We start from the raw sequence: 15,583 nt of genomic DNA on the forward strand, positions 1-15,583 counted from the left end.
ACCCAAGAGGTTTTGGGTTGGACTCGAAATAAGCCAGTTGATTGTGGCGAGAACGAACAGCTTTCTAGATACGTGTTTTGACTGAAAAGTGAAGACACACCCAATTTTGCTTGGCGACCATAGCGCTTTGGACCCACCTGACTCCATGCCGAACTCAGTAGTGAAACGAAGCAGCGCCGATGGTAGTGTGGGGTCTCCCCATGTGAGAGTAGGACATCGCCAGGCTCTMATTACCTAATTAGAGCTTAATATTGAGCTTTAGTTAGCAAATATTTAAGCATCAAAGCAATGATATGTAAGACTTTGATGAGTGAAATACGAAGCCCTGACCTAACGGTCGGGGCTTTTTTGTATCTTTAATCTTTGATGAAAAACCAATAAAGCCCTGGCCTGACAGTCAGGGCTTTTTGTTGTAATGAGTCTTCAATGCAGGCTTTAGCGATGATAATAAAGCGGCTAAAGGTAACCCGTTGCTCTGATCTTACTCACGTGTTTTATATGCGTGATAGACCGCGAAGCGTCGAGTCTTGGCGATCGATTCACACTGTCCGAGACTGTCTTTAATTATCGGCGGATAGCGTAAGAAACTATTGGCCACCACAATGAGCTGGCCACCTTTGGAGAGGTGAGAGGGGACGTTACGTAACAAAGACTCGGTTGGTGAGTAGCGTGTATCCAGTCCATCATGGAAAGGGGGATTACTAATGATAGTATTAAATGTCGCCTCAACACCATCAAGCATATCTGAAGGTAAAACTTGCCCATCTAAGCCGTTGGCGGCAAGTGTGGCTTCGCTTGATGCAATGGCGAGGTAATTAACATCCACAAGCGTCACTTGGCAATCAGGATAAGTAGCAAGGATATAGCTACCTATCACGCCTGCGCCGCAACCTACGTCTAATACGTTTCCTTTGATCGACGGAAGATGACGAAGCAACAACTCGGTACCGTCATCTAAACTTTTTTGGCTAAATACGCCGGGTAACGCACGAATGGTCAGTGACGTCTCGCCGAGGGTTAATGGGTAGTCAGTAAACCACGCTTCCAACGAAAAAGAGCTCGCAGGGGTGTGGCAGGTGCCGTAATACATACTGCAGCGCCGCGCAGCATCGTATTTGCTAATAGACCCGTAGGGAGCGAAGCGTTTTTCAATGCTTTTGATGCCACTACGGTTTTCACCCACTACCATCCAATCAACCTCTTTCCCCAATGCGTGTGTCAACATTGCGAGTAAGTAATCAGCTTCTGCTTTTGCTTTAGGCCAATAAAATAAGACCAGATCGATGGGATGATCGATATCGAGCGTCGCGCCTGCATGAACAGTAATCGACGCTTTTTTCTGGCGTGTGGCGAAACCGTGATGCGTCGTAAAGACAGTGACGCTTGCGGCACGTTGCGATAATTGTTGGACAAAGTCATCTTCGAGCTCTCCTGCCAACAGCAGGTGTTTATTATCAAACAACGGAAGGTGACGCTGAGCAATTTCACTGGGGGCCGTGAGGGTCATGATTGTTCTCTTTGCATTATCGACGGTAATAAAGCGCACCGAAATAACCTGGCGCGTCGGGAGTAGAATTTTCCCACAAAGCACGCACCAGGCCAATCTTTAACGGGTTAGGCGTTGTCTTGGCGATCAAGGAAGTGTGCAAACTCGAGTTCATACATCCGGAATAACACCAATGTTAATGAGAAAATAATCGGACCGTAAATTAACCCCATTAAGCCAAAGAGGTGCAAACCGCCCAACAACGAGAAAAAGATAAGCAGGGTGTTCATGCCAGAGTTTCCCTGCATCAAAAAAGGGCGAAGCAGATTATCAATGGAGCCCACAACTACAACGCTCCATACTAAAAGCGCGAGCGCCCACTGCCAGTCACCGATTACTGCGAGATATAGCACTGTTGGTAACCAGATAAGTGCTGTCCCTATCACAGGAATAAAAGAGGCAAAGGCCATCATTGTGCCCCAAAAAAGGGCCGGTAAGCCTACCGCCCACATCGCTAGGCCGCCTGCAGCACCTTGTGCTAAAGCAGTGAGGAATGAACCGAGAACAGCCGATTTGGCGACTTTCTCCACTTCATCAAGCAGTTGGTCTTCTTGGCTACGTGACAAAGGGATAACATGACGCAGTGTTTGGATAATGTTGTCGTGATCGCGCAGTAAAAAGAACAGCACAAATAACATCAGCATAAAGGTGATAAAAAAGTTCGTGACATCGCCCAGTACCCCAGAGCTGAACTCAAGCATTTGACCGCTAAAAGAGGACATCCACGCGGCCAGTTTTTTAACCATCTCTTGAGGGTCGATGACATCAAACGGTAGCCACTGATTGACAAAGTGTAAGGCTGATTGTATCTGCGGGTTATTGATCAGTTGCCTGGCCCCGCCGTTATCGAGCCATTCATAGCTACGAGTGAAAAAGCTCACACCTTGATCGATGATCGCACCCGCCACGACAGTGAGTGGAATAAAGATGATAAAGGTGATCAGAATGCAAGATAAGACCGATGCAGTATTGGGTCGCTGACCAATCTTTTCTTCGATGCGTTTATGGACGGGGAAGAACAGCAACGACACGATAAAGGCGAGCACAATCGCACCAATATAGGGCTCGATCAAAAGGTAACAGACGTAAACGGCGATAATAAGGGCCGCAATTAAGGTCCAATGCTTGGGCTCGACGCGAAATGACGGAGTCACAGAGATATCCTTTTTAGCTGGTTGAATGATAGGGCTCGCCTTATGTACCGGCGCCTAATTTATAGGCACTTTAACACATCGTTTGTTGCATTAGTCAGCTAAAAAAATGGCCAGCAGATCATTGAGAAATAATTTACCTTTTGGCGTGATTTGCCAATGGGTGTTTGTTTCTGTGATTAAGCCTTGCTCAGAAGCTTCAGAGATAGGCGCGGCCAGATGTGACAGCGATAGTCCTGTGTGACTGACAAAATCAGCTTTGGGGCAGGGCTCGAGCAAGCGAAAACGGTTCATAAAAAACTCAAACGCAAGATCGGTATGTTTTACCCACTGGCTGTCGGTGAGGTAGGCTTTGTCTGGATCGAGGTAGCCACGTGGGTGTTTCACTTTGACGGTACGAAGTAAACGAGGTTGGTCATCCTCTAGCAAGGTCAGTTTGCCATGTGCGCCGCAGCCAATTCCTAAATAATCCCCAAAGCGCCAGTAGTTGAGGTTATGTGCACATTGGTGGCCTGGCAGGCTATAGGCGGAGGTCTCGTACTGAACATATCCCGCATCGGTCAGTCGTTGATGGCCTTGATCAAAAATGTCCCACAAGGTGTCTTCTTCTGGCAGGGCGGGCGGCTTAGAGTAAAACTGAGTATTAGGCTCGATAGTCAGTTGATACCAAGAAATATGCGGAGGCTTCAGTGCAATGGCTTGCTCCAAATCGCTGAGTGCTTCTTGTTCTGATTGATCGGGCAAACCATGCATTAGATCGAGATTAAAACTCGTCAGTCTCGCTTGGTGGGCAAGGTGAGCTGCCCGTTCTGCCTCACCAGGGCCATGAATACGGCCTAGCCGGGTAAGCTTATCGGCAGAAAAGCTTTGTACGCCAATAGATATACGAGTCACGCCCGCTTGGCGATAGCCAATAAATTTATCGGCCTCGACGGTGCCCGGATTGGCCTCCATGGTGACTTCCATATTGTTACTCGGGGTCAGTCGCGCATTGATCCCGGCGAGCAAACGCTCAATCTGGGTGGGCGACATCAGGCTGGGTGTGCCGCCACCGATAAAAATAGAGTGCAGTGGACGCGTGACTATTGAGGGATAAGCGGCCAGGTCGGTGTCGAGATCGTCGAGCAACGCATCGATATAATCGTCTTCTGGGATCGCGCCTTTTTGCGTGTGTGAGTTAAAGTCACAATACGGGCATTTTTGTACACACCACGGGATGTGTACATACAAACTTAATGGGATCATGGGTTATTGCGACGCTTTTAAGGCTTGAAATAGGGCGTTGAGGGCTTGACCGCGATGTGAGCGTTGTTTTTTCTCTGACGCAGGCATTTCGGCAGCGGTGCATTGCTGATCATGGGGCAAAAATACTGGATCGTAGCCAAAGCCGTTGTCACCTTGTGGGGCATGGGCAATTTGACCTTCCCAAACGCCATGACAGACCAATGGCGTCGGATCATTCGCGTGGCGCATGTACACCAATACGCAATGAAAACGTGCTTGGCGTGCATGGTTATCAGTATCATGCATTGCGTCGAGTAGCTTGGCGACATYATCGGCATCATTGGCGTCATCGCCAGCATAGCGAGCTGAATAGACGCCAGGTGCGCCTTTTAGCGCATCCACCTCAAGGCCTGAATCATCGGCGATGGCTGGAAGCCCGGTCAGTTTCGCCGCGTGGCGGGCTTTAATGATGGCATTTTCAATAAAAGTGGTCCCTGTTTCGTCAGCTTCTGTCACCGCAAAATTACTTTGCGGCAGAACCTCAAAACCAAATTCGCCGAGTAGCCCGGCCATTTCTTTTACTTTGCCTGTATTGCCGGTTGCCAGCACAACTTTATTCATGTCGGTTACCTATGTGTTTGTCACCCTGTTAAGGGGTATCGACGTAAAACGTGTAATTGTAGTCGAAGGAGGCACTGCGATTGCCCGCTGCGTTGAGATCAATCTGGAATTGATAGGTTTCCTCATCATCAGCGGCAAAAGTCGCAATGTAATAAATCGCGTCGCCTTCGCGGATCTCGGTAAAATCTAGCTCTCGACTGTTACCCACCAAGTTTTTGACTTGGCCTTGGACCTTGGCGGCAATCGCCGGTTTTCCAAGCTGCATGGTGTCGAGAACCGCGATATTAACCAACCCGCGATAGCCGCTGCGGGTAATATCATATTGCTTGGCGATGTCAGGGGTTAAAAACGTCGTTGATAAGGTGTTGTAGTGCACCTCTAATTCGCCGATTTCTTTAAACTGGCCCGCCCAAGCTGGGGTCATGACTATGCCGTAGAGGCTAATCATCAAAGCAATGAGGTTACGCATAATCTTTCCTTGTTGTGATCGCATGAGCACACCGAAACCAGTACGCACGAGCGCCTCAGCCCGATCCTTGTCAGGGTGAGGCGCATACCCCTTATAGGGCGTACCAAACTGGGCCGACCATATCGCCAATTAACATATTGATAAACTGCAGACCGATAAAGATCACCAAAATACTGAGATCCAGTCCACCGATAGGAGGGAGGATGCGACGCACTGGGGCGCAAACCGGCTCGGTTAATTGATGGAACACTTGCTCTACAGGGTTATTGCCTTGACTTACCCAGCTGAGAATGGCACGTAGGATCAGCACCCAAAACAGCAGTTTACCGGCTGCTTTAAGCAGCGCAATGGCAGAAAACAGGAACATTCCTGAACTCATTGCTAATGGATTGCCGGCGACTAAATCCAGTGCCACAAATTTAGCGACCATCAGCAGATAAGCAAAGAGGACGGTCGCGAGATCTAATCCACCGAGCGCGGGAACCATCCGGCGCAGTGGACCCACAACAGGCTGGGTCGCCTTCACCACAAATTGAGAGAACGGGTTATAAAAATCGGCCCGAGACCATTGTAGCCATATACGGAGTAACACCACCATGATGTAAAGATCAAACGCGGTGTTGATCAGAAAGGTCATTGCATTCATATCGTCGCCTTAGTGATTAAAATTCTTGTTCCATTTGCTCAGCACGGCTCACCGCCGCTTGCATGGCCTGTGCGACTATGTCGCTAATATTGTGCTGCTCGAATACTTGCAACGCTTCTGCGGTGGTTCCTCCTTTTGAAGTCACCTGCTCGCGTAGTTCTCCAAGCGTGGTGTCTGGGTTCGCGGCCACCATTTCTGCCGCTCCCAGTGCGGCTTGTTGTACCAACGTCCTTGCTTGCTGGTCAGTAAAACCTTGGCGAATGGCTTCTTGCTGCATGGCTTCCATAAAGCGGAAAAAATAGGCCGGCGCACTGCCTGCAGCCGCAATCACACCATTGATACTCGCCTCATTATCGACCCAGCAGACTTCACCCACCGCTTTCATCAGCGCGGAGGCATAGTCTTGATCACCCGTCGTCACACCCGGTGATGCGTACAGGCCGCTCATGCCTTTACCCACCAGCGAAGGCGTATTCGGCATCACGCGCACCAGATTAAGTGACGTACCAGCCATTTGATTAAGACGGGCAACATTGATGCCAGCCGCTATTGATATCACCATTTTCGACGACCAATCGACCGCTGGCAAGTCGCTTAATACTTTTGCCATTAATTGGGGTTTTACCGCTAAAACGATCACTTCCGCTTGTTGGCAAGCAAGAAGGTTGTTTGTGGTGGTTTGGATCCCGTATTGCGTTGTCAGCACATCGTTAGGATGCGCGCTGGGTGACGCGGCTGTAATGGCTGAGGCGGGATATCCTGCATCTACGAGTCCGGCAATGATGGATCGAGCCATGTTGCCAGCCCCAATAAAGGTGAGAGGGCGATGTTCCATGTATTCGGTTCCTGTTGTTCTCATCATTCTGTGTAGGTGTCGTTAGCGGTAATCACGTGCACCAAAAACGGCGGTGCCGATTCTTACCATGTTACTGCCACATGCAATGGCAGCTGCCATATCACCGCTCATACCCATCGATAAGGTATCAATAGTCGGCGTGTGTGCGTGGAGCGAATCAAACGCGGTCGCTAAAGGCTCAAACGCGGCACATTGGCGCTGATAATCTGTTTCCGGTTGAGGGATCGACATGAATCCTCGCACGGTGAGGTTGGGTAAAGCCCGCATTGATTCAATCAAATCCATGGCTTCATCCAGTGTTATGCCTGATTTAGACGCCTCACCGCTGGTATTCACTTGTACTAAAACGTTGAGTGGCGGCAAATGCGCGGGACGTTGCTCACTCAGACGTTTAGCAATTTTTAACCGATCGACTGAGTGGACCCAATCAAAGTGGCTGGCGATCAAGCGCGTTTTGTTCGACTGAATTGGACCAATAAAGTGCCACTCAATCTTTGTGTTTGGGGCATGTGTGGCAAAGTGCTCCACTTTTTCAACGCCTTCCTGCACGTAGTTTTCGCCAAATGCGGTTTGACCTGCGGCCACGGCCTCTGCGATCGCCTCGACGGGTTTTGTTTTACTCACCGCAAGCAACTGCACCGAATGATCGGGTCGGCCGCATTTTTGGGTGGCGAGGTCTATTTGTTCCCTGACCTGTTCAATATTCTGCTTAATATTACACATACCTGATTCTACGAGGAAAATGAATGGAAATTACTGAGCTATTGGCCTTTAGTGTAAAGCATCGTGCGTCAGATCTACATCTTTCTGCGGGCGTGCCGCCTATGGTGCGGGTAGATGGCGATGTGCGCAAGCTCAGTCTACCTGCGCTCAATCATCAAGCGGTCGAGCAATTGATTATCGCTGTGATGAATCCCGAACAACGGCAAACGTTTGTAACCGAATGGGAGGTGGATTTTTCGTTTGAGCTGGCCTCGGTTGGCCGGTTTCGGGTGAACGCTTTTCATCAGCAACATGGGTGCGCGGCGGTGTTTCGGGTTATCCCAGAGGCGCTGCCAACCTTAGAAGCGTTAAACGCGCCTTCTGTCTTAACAGAGCTCGCGTCGCTCACTCAGGGGCTGGTACTCGTGACTGGGCCGACGGGATCGGGCAAATCAACGACGTTGGCAGCGATGGTTGATCATATTAATCGTCATCAACAAAAGCATATTCTTACTATTGAAGATCCGATCGAGTTCATTCACTCGCCGCAACAAAGCTTAGTGAATCAGCGGGAAGTGAATCGTGATACGCAATCCTTCCAACAGGCGCTGCGTTCGGCCTTACGGGAGGATCCAGATGTGATTCTGGTCGGCGAGCTACGAGACTTAGAGACGATAAGCTTAGCATTGACGGCCGCAGAAACTGGCCATTTAGTCTTTGCCACGTTACATACCGCGAGTGCGGCGAAAAGCGTTGACCGGATTATCGATGTGTTTCCAGGGAGTGATAAGCCCTTGGTTCGCTCTATGTTGTCTGCCTCTTTGCAGGCGGTAGTATCGCAGCAGCTCGTCAAAAACACTCAGGGCCGACGGGTCGCTGCGTATGAAATTATGAAAGCCACCCCTGCGATTGCTAACCTTATCCGTGAAGACAAAGTGGCGCAGATGACCTCCATGATGCAAACAGGCGTCGCCCAGGGGATGCAAACTATGGAGCAGGCGATAACACGGCTGACCGACCAAGGGGTTATTCCGAGGCGTGAAACGGCTCAGCATATTGGCGCTCAAACCAGCTTTCAATAATCACAACGGCTGATTGGGCGTCAACAGCTCCTTTACCTAAGGCTTTGTAGCCGCCTTGTTCAAAAAGTGCTGCGCGGGCTTCGCGTGTTGATAGGCGCTCATCATGTAACGAGACCGGAAAACCAAAGCGCCCATGTAAGCGATTGGCAAATTTTTTCGCTCTGGGTGTAATGGTATCGAGAGGTTCACCTTGTAAATCTAATGGCAGCCCAACCACTAAATAATCAGGTTGCCATTCTTTTAATAGGGCATCAATGTCATCCCAGTTAGGAATACCATCGCGCGCTTTTAAAGCGCATAAAGGGCGAGCGGTGCCGGTTAACGACTGACCGATGGCAACGCCAATGCTTTTTACCCCGTAATCAAAACCCATCACGGTTTGTGCGTTCATGCGTGTCCTACTTGTGAAGAAAGGTTGGTGGCGTCAATGCCGAGTTGGTCGAGCGCTTTTTGCCAACGTTGGTGAACAGGGGTATCAAAAATTACGCTGGGATCGGCCTCCAGTGTGAGCCAACTATTTTCGGCTAACTCTTGTTCAAGCTGTCCGGCCTCCCAGCCTGCATAACCCAAGGCCACCAAAAATTGCTCTGGCTGTTGCTCGGTCCCGAGAATCGATAAGATATCTTTTGAGGTGGTCACGGCTAATTGATCCGATACGGGCACACTGGTGCTATACGAACAATTGGCCGGATGCAGCACAAATCCTCGATCTTCAGACACCGGCCCGCCAAATAAAACGGATTGGGTCAGACTTTCGGTTGTTTTGGAAAGCGGCACGTCGCGCTCTACCTCTATTTGGTCCAGCATTTTACCCACGGACAGGTTGATAGGGTGATTGATCATTAACCCCATGGCGCCGTCATGATTATGCTCACACACGTAGATAACACCCTGTTGAAAACGGCTATCGGCCATGCTCGGCATTGCGATTAAAAAATGATTTTTCAGATCCATATCGCCGTCTCCTGTTCGTACGCTTACGTTGAGTATGCGCAAAAAATGTGTATTTAGACAATCATAGAGGCGCAATGCGCCTCATTTTTTATTGGCAGCGTTGGGCGATCGCTTCCATCAAGATGTCGCCTACGGAAATATCGTACGCGGCGTCAATTTCACGGATACAGGTCGGACTGGTGACATTGATTTCTGTGAGCTTATCGCCAATCACATCGAGTCCAACGAAGATCAGCCCTTTTTCTTTCAATGTCGGTGCGATTGCACGTGCAATTGCCCAATCCGTCTCCGATAAAGGACGTGCTTCACCACGGCCACCGGCGGCGAGATTACCGCGCGTTTCACCTTCTGCTGGAATGCGGGCCAAACAGTAGGGCACCGGTTCGCCGTCAACAATTAAGATGCGCTTATCACCATTGCTGATGTCAGGGACGAAGGTTTGTGCCATGCAAAAACGTTGGCCATGCTCAGTAAGGGTCTCAATGATCACACCAATATTCGGATCACCTTGTTTGACCCGGAAAATAGAGGCGCCTCCCATGCCATCGAGTGGCTTCAAAATAACATCACCGTGCTGGGCTTGGAATGCACGAATCTCGTCGGCACGTCGTGTCACTAAGGTGGTGGGTGTGTGTTCAGGGAACCAAGCGGTATAGAGTTTCTCGTTACAGTCACGGAGGCTTTGCGGTTTGTTCACAATTAAAACACCGGCTTCTTCTGCGCGCTCTAGCATGTAGGTCGCATAGATATACTCGGTATCAAAGGGGGGATCTTTTCGCATCAAGATCGCATCAAACGCGCGCAGCGGTAGGGTTTGTGTTTGGTGTACTTGATACCAATTGTTAGGATCATCCATGACACTCACTGTTTGGGTGCGAGCACTCGGTTCACCCTGCAGCATCGACATATCATTCATCGAAATAGTATGTATTTCCCAGCCGCGTTGTTGTGCCGCCAACATCATGGCAAACGTGGAGTCTTTTTTTACACTGATGGCCTCAATGGGATCCATCACTACACCTATTTTCATCATGTCTCTCCTGTTTGCCGTTAACCCAGGTCGCCAAAACGGACTTGTAGCGCGGTAATGGCTGTCAGCGCTGCCGTTTCTGTGCGTAAGACCCGAGGGCCCAATAAAATTTCTTCAAAACCGCGATCACGTGTCATCGCTATTTCTTCTTCTGACAATCCGCCTTCTGGCCCAATCAGCAAACGTAGCTTAGAAGGGGCTTGAGGAAGTGTATTGAGGGAATACGGTGCACGAGGATGAAGGTTGAGTTTCAGTCCATCAAATGCCTGTTGGCACCAAGTGTCTAGGTTGATCACGGGATTCACGGTGGGGACGATATTGCGCCCACTTTGTTCGCACGCGCCAATGGCTATTTTTTGCCATTGTTGGCGTTTTTTCTCCAGTCGATCAGCATTGATCTTGACCCCACATCGCGCCGATAAAAGTGGCGTAATGGTATTTACCCCTAACTCAACCGATTTTTGTACGGTAAATTCCATTTTCTCACCACGAGAAATAACCTGTCCCAGTTCAAAATCTAGTGGCGATTCAACACCGACCTCTTCGCGGGCTGAGATGGTTGCGGTGACGTGTTTCTTACTGATTTGCGTCAAGGTCGCTGGAAATTGTGCCCCAGAACCATCAAAAAGCAGAATTGGTTGCTCTGCTTGCATTCTTAATACGCGGCCTAGGTGATTCGCCGCTTCATCGCTTAAGGTCACCGTGCCTTGAGACGGTAAAGGCGCCGGGTGATAAATTCGAGGAATTCGCATGGTGTTCGCTTTCCATTATCAATCAGCCTCCAGTGTAACATGGCTACCGGTGGCAATAGGTGATGTGTTAATCGGGAACGTGTCAATAATATGGGGACGGTGAACGGAAAAGCAAATAGCTAATGTTTTTCGCTGACCGGCGTTAGTATCTGTTGGCACTGTTTGCACCGATAGGTTGCCTGGCCGCGCAGAACTTTATGATGACGGCGTATCGTTAAGGCCACTGGCCCACAACGGCATTGGTACGAGAAGGTTTTCCCTTGCACCGCTGTGATATCAAGCTGGTGGGTCGTGTTTGCTGGAACATGAAACAAGTTAGTCATTAGATCGCGCCATTCCGGACCATGAGGTTTGACACGCCCATGCAGCGCGAACGTGACTAAATGGCAGACTTCATGCGGGATCACCTCATGAAAAAAAGCGTCGGCGTGTTGCTGGAGCAATACCGGATTAAACCGTAATCGCCATTCTGTCGGATGCGCGGTGCCTGCGGCGCGCCCTCGTAACGTAAAGCCTATTGTTGGATAAACCAGTTGGCGATCTAATTGCCGATTGGCATGATCAATACAGGCGTGGACCTGGTCGGTGACCGATTGTATCAAGGTGTTAGATAGAGAAGGCATAGGTGTCGACTCACACTGCGATCAAAAAAGGGAAGCGAATGCTTCCCTTTGTAAAAAGCGAATCAGGCCAGATTAACCAAGCTTGGCAAATTCACGCAATAGGTCTGCTTTGTCGGTTTTCTCCCATGGGAAAATTTCACGACCAAAATGGCCATACGCAGCAGTTTGCTTATAAATAGGTTGCAGTAAGTCGAGCATTTCTTGTAGGCCATACGGACGTAGATCGAAGTGCTCACGAACGGCTTTAATAATCACCTCTGGCGCCACTTTTTCAGTGCCAAAAGTTTCGACCATGATAGACGTTGGCTCGGCCACACCAATGGCGTACGACAATTGAATCTCACAGCGGTCAGCAAGGCCAGCTGCGACGATGTTTTTCGCTACATAACGTGCGGCGTAGGCGGCAGAACGATCCACTTTTGATGGATCTTTGCCTGAGAATGCCCCGCCACCGTGACGGGCTGCGCCACCGTAGGTATCCACGATAATTTTACGGCCGGTTAAACCACAGTCTCCCATTGGGCCACCAATCACAAAGCGACCCGTTGGATTAATAAAGAATTTGGTTTCTTTGGTGAGCCATTCTGCAGGTAGAACCGGTTTGATAATTTCTTCCATGACCGCTTCGCGGAGATCGTCGGTTGAAATGCTGTCGCAATGCTGTGTTGACAGCACCACGGCATCAATGCCCGCAATCTTGCCGTTGTCGTAGGCGAAAGTGACCTGGCTTTTTGCATCAGGACGTAGCCAATCTAAGATGCCATCTTTACGTACTTGCGCTTGGCGCTCAACCAAACGGTGTGAGTAAGTAATAGGGGCAGGCATCAGTACATTGGTTTCATTGGTGGCAAAACCAAACATAATCCCTTGATCGCCCGCACCTTGATCTTTGGGATCAGCGCGGTCAACGCCTTGGTTTATATCAGGCGATTGTTTGCCAATGGTGTTCAATACTGCACAAGAATTAGCATCAAAACCCATATCGGAATGAACGTAACCAATATCGCGTACCGTTTGGCGAGTGAGCTCTTCAATATCAACCCAGGCTGAGGTCGTCACTTCCCCGCCTACCATGACCATTCCGGTCTTCACATAGGTTTCGCAGGCAACGCGCGCTTTGGGATCTTGCTCAAGAATGGCATCCAAGACCGCATCAGAAATCTGATCGGCAATTTTATCAGGATGGCCTTCAGAGACGGACTCTGAGGTAAACAGGTGCTTAGCCATGTGACACTCTCATTGGTTATCAAGAATACCGACGATACGTAGCGAGTTGTCTCGCCGATCATCTCAGATGTTTTAACTTCTAGACGTCTATTTTATTCGCAAATACGATAAACGCAAGTCAGTTAATGCATCAGGGGGCCTCTCTAGGTATAGCAAAGGCGAGCATTTAGGAGAGTTACCAAGCCTTAAGTCATCACAAGGCGAGAGGAGACAAAGCGTATATAGCTCTTGGTTGAGATCACACAATACGTGCGTCTTTTACGTGCTTGAGATACACTGTGTACCATCGTCAAACAAGCACCGATGGACATGGCACTCAGAGTCGCAATTAATGGATTTGGCCGCATAGGGCGCAGCGTATTGCGTGCCCTGTACGAGAGCGGTAAGCACGATCGCATTCAAGTGGTGGCGATTAATGAACTCGCCGAGCCGGAAGCGATGGCGCATCTGCTCCAGTATGACTCGAGCCACGGTCGATTCGGCTGGCCTGTTTCTTACAATCAAGAACATTTGTTTGTCGCCACCGACAGCATTCGCCTTCTTCACTTACCGGAATTACAACTGTTACCTTGGCGTGATCTTGATGTCGATATTGTCTTAGACTGTACGGGCAAATTTGGTACCCGTGAAGACGGCGAAGCACACATTGCCGCTGGCGCTAAAAAAGTCTTGTTTTCACACCCTGCGAGCCAAGATGTCGACCGAACCGTGATATATGGCGTCAATCACGAGGCATTGACGACAGACGATCGTATTGTCTCCAATGGATCTTGTACCACAAACTGCATTGTGCCGGTGATTAAAGCGCTGGATGAGCACTTTGGTATTGAGTCTGGCACCATCACCACCATTCACTCTTCAATGAATGATCAGCAGGTGATCGATGCCTACCATTCCGATCTTCGTCGTACACGCACGGCTAGCCAGTCTATCATTCCTGTCGATACCAAATTGCATGTTGGGATCGGTAGGATTTTTCCGAAATTTTCTGACAAGTTCGAAGCGATTTCTGTGCGTGTGCCGACGATAAACGTGACAGCTATGGATTTAAGTGTCACTGTGCGTACTAAAGTGAAAGTTAATGACGTAAATCAAGCTCTGCAAACCGCATCTCGATGTACATTAGACGGTATACTGGATTATACCGAAGCGCCCTTGGTGTCGATAGACTTCAACCACGACTCACACAGTGCCATTGTCGATGGGTCGCAAACGCGGGTGAGTAATCATCAGCTGATAAAAACGTTGGTTTGGTGCGACAACGAGTGGGGCTTTGCCAACCGAATGTTGGATACCACCTTGGCGATGGCGCAATGAGTGCGCTAACGCAAGGGGGTCGCCCTGATTAAGTCAGTTTCAATTTGCAACCTTATAGAGAGGACCCTATGTCTGTAATTAAGATGACCGACTTAGATCTTGCCGGAAAGCGTGTCTTTATCCGTGCGGATCTGAACGTGCCGGTAAAAGACGGTAAAGTTACCTCTGACGCACGTATTTTGGCGTCATTGCCTACCATCAAACACTGCTTGGAAGCCGGTGCGAAAGTGATGGTGACCTCTCACTTGGGGCGTCCTGAAGAAGGACAACCTGAAGACCAATACTCACTGCAACCTGTCGTGAACTATCTTGACGACGCGCTAGACTGCAACGTTAGTCTGGCTAAAGATTACTTAGACGGTCTTGAACTGAACGCCGGTGAGCTCGTCGTGCTAGAAAACGTTCGCTTTAATAAAGGCGAGAAGAAGAACGACGAAGCACTGTCTAAAAAGTACGCCGCACTGTGCGATATTTTTGTGATGGACGCCTTTGGTACTGCGCACCGCGCGCAAGCATCAACCCATGGTGTGGGCACGCATGCACCGATCGCATGTGCCGGACCATTGCTGGCGAACGAACTCGACGCGCTTGGCAAAGCAATGGATAACCCTGCTCGCCCAATGGTGGCGATTGTGGGTGGATCAAAAGTGTCGACCAAACTGACCGTTTTGAAATCACTGTCTACCGTTGCAGACCAACTGGTTGTCGGTGGTGGTATTGCCAACACCTTTATTGCAGCGGACGGCCACAATGTGGGCAAATCGCTTTATGAAGCAGATTTGGTGGATACGGCGAAATCTTTGATGGAAGAGTGCCATATCCCTGTTGCGACGGACGTTGCGTGTGCCAAAGCGTTTGATGAAAATGCAGAGGCTGAAATCAAGCGTGTTGAAGACGTGCAAGACGATGACATGATCTTCGACTTAGGGCCAGAATCTACCCAAGCACTGGCTGACATCTTGAAAAATGCCAAAACCATTCTTTGGAATGGCCCAGTGGGTGTTTTCGAGTTTAAGAACTTCGAAGCAGGCACTGCAGGGATTTCAAAAGCAATCGCTGAGTCTGAAGGCTTCTCGGTTGCAGGCGGTGGTGATACCTTGGCTGCAATTGATAAATTTGGCATTAAAGCCGATGTGTCTTACATCTCAACCGGCGGCGGCGCCTTCCTTGAGTTTGTTGAAGGCAAACCACTTCCAGCGGTAGAAATGCTGGAAGCGCGTGCGAAAGACGCATAAATCCGACGATAAAACGGGAGTGATGTCTCCCGTTTTTGCTTTCGTTTGACTACAATAGGCCGAGTCGTAAACGATTGCACCGTATTGATAAAGGTGCCGATGCGCATCTTTACTCAGTTCAGCAAAGACAACCCGATTTAATAGGACA

17 protein-coding genes and 1 rRNA gene are annotated in these 15,583 nt (G+C 49.5%); 4 read left to right on the plus strand and 14 right to left on the minus strand.

The annotated features are described in order from the left end of the window. The first annotated feature begins 109 nt into the window (after positions 1-109). Positions 110-225, plus strand: a 5S ribosomal RNA gene (rrf, locus tag BZG77_RS07615). Between the two features lie 256 nt (positions 226-481). Here the strand turns inward: rrf and rsmC are convergent. From rsmC to BZG77_RS14710, 8 genes are all read right to left on the minus strand, one after another. Further along, the gene (rsmC, locus tag BZG77_RS07620; protein WP_077646797.1) at positions 482-1,507 is read right to left on the minus strand and encodes a 16S rRNA (guanine(1207)-N(2))-methyltransferase RsmC; all 1,026 of its coding nucleotides are present in this window, start codon (positions 1,505-1,507) and stop codon (positions 482-484) included. A gap of 107 nt (positions 1,508-1,614) precedes the next feature. Continuing rightward, positions 1,615-2,700: an AI-2E family transporter gene (locus BZG77_RS07625; protein ID WP_077646798.1), complete on the minus strand. Its 1,086-nt coding sequence runs from the start codon at positions 2,698-2,700 to the stop codon at positions 1,615-1,617. A gap of 90 nt (positions 2,701-2,790) precedes the next feature. After that, positions 2,791-3,942, minus strand: a complete 1,152-nt coding sequence (gene hemW, locus BZG77_RS07630) for a radical SAM family heme chaperone HemW (protein WP_077646799.1) — start codon at positions 3,940-3,942, stop codon at positions 2,791-2,793. Between the two features lie 3 nt (positions 3,943-3,945). Beyond that, a complete protein-coding gene (gene rdgB, locus BZG77_RS07635; protein ID WP_077646800.1) occupies positions 3,946-4,542 on the minus strand; it encodes an RdgB/HAM1 family non-canonical purine NTP pyrophosphatase in 597 nt (198 codons plus the stop codon). A gap of 28 nt (positions 4,543-4,570) precedes the next feature. Continuing rightward, positions 4,571-5,011 (minus strand): DUF4426 domain-containing protein, encoded by a 441-nt coding sequence (locus BZG77_RS07640; RefSeq protein WP_108743960.1) that lies wholly within the window; start codon positions 5,009-5,011, stop codon positions 4,571-4,573. Positions 5,012-5,102: 91 nt separating this feature from the next. Next, on the minus strand, positions 5,103-5,657 hold the full coding sequence (locus BZG77_RS07645; RefSeq protein WP_077461754.1) for a YggT family protein: 555 nt from the start codon (positions 5,655-5,657) through the stop codon (positions 5,103-5,105). A gap of 16 nt (positions 5,658-5,673) precedes the next feature. Beyond that, positions 5,674-6,492: a pyrroline-5-carboxylate reductase gene (gene proC / locus BZG77_RS14705; RefSeq protein WP_108743961.1), complete on the minus strand. Its 819-nt coding sequence runs from the start codon at positions 6,490-6,492 to the stop codon at positions 5,674-5,676. A gap of 42 nt (positions 6,493-6,534) precedes the next feature. Beyond that, positions 6,535-7,236, minus strand: coding sequence for a YggS family pyridoxal phosphate-dependent enzyme (locus BZG77_RS14710; protein WP_108743962.1), 702 nt, complete (start codon positions 7,234-7,236; stop codon positions 6,535-6,537). Positions 7,237-7,259: 23 nt separating this feature from the next. On the opposite strand from BZG77_RS14710, the gene BZG77_RS07655 reads away from it, so the two are divergent. Beyond that, positions 7,260-8,297, plus strand: a complete 1,038-nt coding sequence (locus tag BZG77_RS07655) for a type IV pilus twitching motility protein PilT (RefSeq protein WP_077646801.1) — start codon at positions 7,260-7,262, stop codon at positions 8,295-8,297. On the opposite strand, the gene ruvX is transcribed toward BZG77_RS07655, so the two are convergent. The 6 genes from ruvX to metK all read right to left on the minus strand — a co-directional run bounded on the left by ruvX (position 8,242) and on the right by metK (position 12,883). Next, positions 8,242-8,688 carry a Holliday junction resolvase RuvX gene (ruvX, locus tag BZG77_RS07660; protein WP_021024536.1) on the minus strand — a complete coding sequence of 149 codons (447 nt, stop codon included), beginning with the start codon at positions 8,686-8,688 and terminating at the stop codon, positions 8,242-8,244. The two genes, BZG77_RS07655 and ruvX, sit on opposite strands and share 56 nt — an antisense overlap. Then, positions 8,685-9,251 carry a YqgE/AlgH family protein gene (locus BZG77_RS07665; protein WP_077646802.1) on the minus strand — a complete coding sequence of 189 codons (567 nt, stop codon included), beginning with the start codon at positions 9,249-9,251 and terminating at the stop codon, positions 8,685-8,687. Before BZG77_RS07665 ends, ruvX begins: the two co-directional genes overlap by 4 nt. Positions 9,252-9,339: 88 nt before the next feature. Beyond that, on the minus strand, positions 9,340-10,284 hold the full coding sequence (gshB, locus tag BZG77_RS07670) for a glutathione synthase (protein WP_077646803.1): 945 nt from the start codon (positions 10,282-10,284) through the stop codon (positions 9,340-9,342). Between the two features lie 17 nt (positions 10,285-10,301). Continuing rightward, positions 10,302-11,033: a 16S rRNA (uracil(1498)-N(3))-methyltransferase gene (gene rsmE, locus BZG77_RS07675; RefSeq protein ID WP_021024533.1), complete on the minus strand. Its 732-nt coding sequence runs from the start codon at positions 11,031-11,033 to the stop codon at positions 10,302-10,304. Positions 11,034-11,152: 119 nt separating this feature from the next. Beyond that, positions 11,153-11,656 carry a SprT family zinc-dependent metalloprotease gene (locus BZG77_RS07680; RefSeq protein WP_077646804.1) on the minus strand — a complete coding sequence of 168 codons (504 nt, stop codon included), beginning with the start codon at positions 11,654-11,656 and terminating at the stop codon, positions 11,153-11,155. A 72-nt stretch (positions 11,657-11,728) separates the two neighbouring features. Further along, a complete protein-coding gene (gene metK, locus BZG77_RS07685; RefSeq protein ID WP_077646805.1) occupies positions 11,729-12,883 on the minus strand; it encodes a methionine adenosyltransferase in 1,155 nt (384 codons plus the stop codon). Positions 12,884-13,192: 309 nt separating this feature from the next. Between metK and epd the strand changes: the two genes are divergently transcribed. Both epd and BZG77_RS07695 read left to right on the plus strand, forming a co-directional pair. Next, positions 13,193-14,200, plus strand: coding sequence for an erythrose-4-phosphate dehydrogenase (gene epd / locus BZG77_RS07690; RefSeq protein WP_025744720.1), 1,008 nt, complete (start codon positions 13,193-13,195; stop codon positions 14,198-14,200). Between the two features lie 68 nt (positions 14,201-14,268). Continuing rightward, positions 14,269-15,435: a phosphoglycerate kinase gene (locus BZG77_RS07695; RefSeq protein WP_077461745.1), complete on the plus strand. Its 1,167-nt coding sequence runs from the start codon at positions 14,269-14,271 to the stop codon at positions 15,433-15,435. Positions 15,436-15,583 lie beyond the last annotated feature (148 nt).

The sequence above is a fragment of the Salinivibrio sp. IB643 genome (genome assembly GCF_001996105.1).
Lineage (GTDB): Bacteria > Pseudomonadota > Gammaproteobacteria > Enterobacterales > Vibrionaceae > Salinivibrio > Salinivibrio costicola.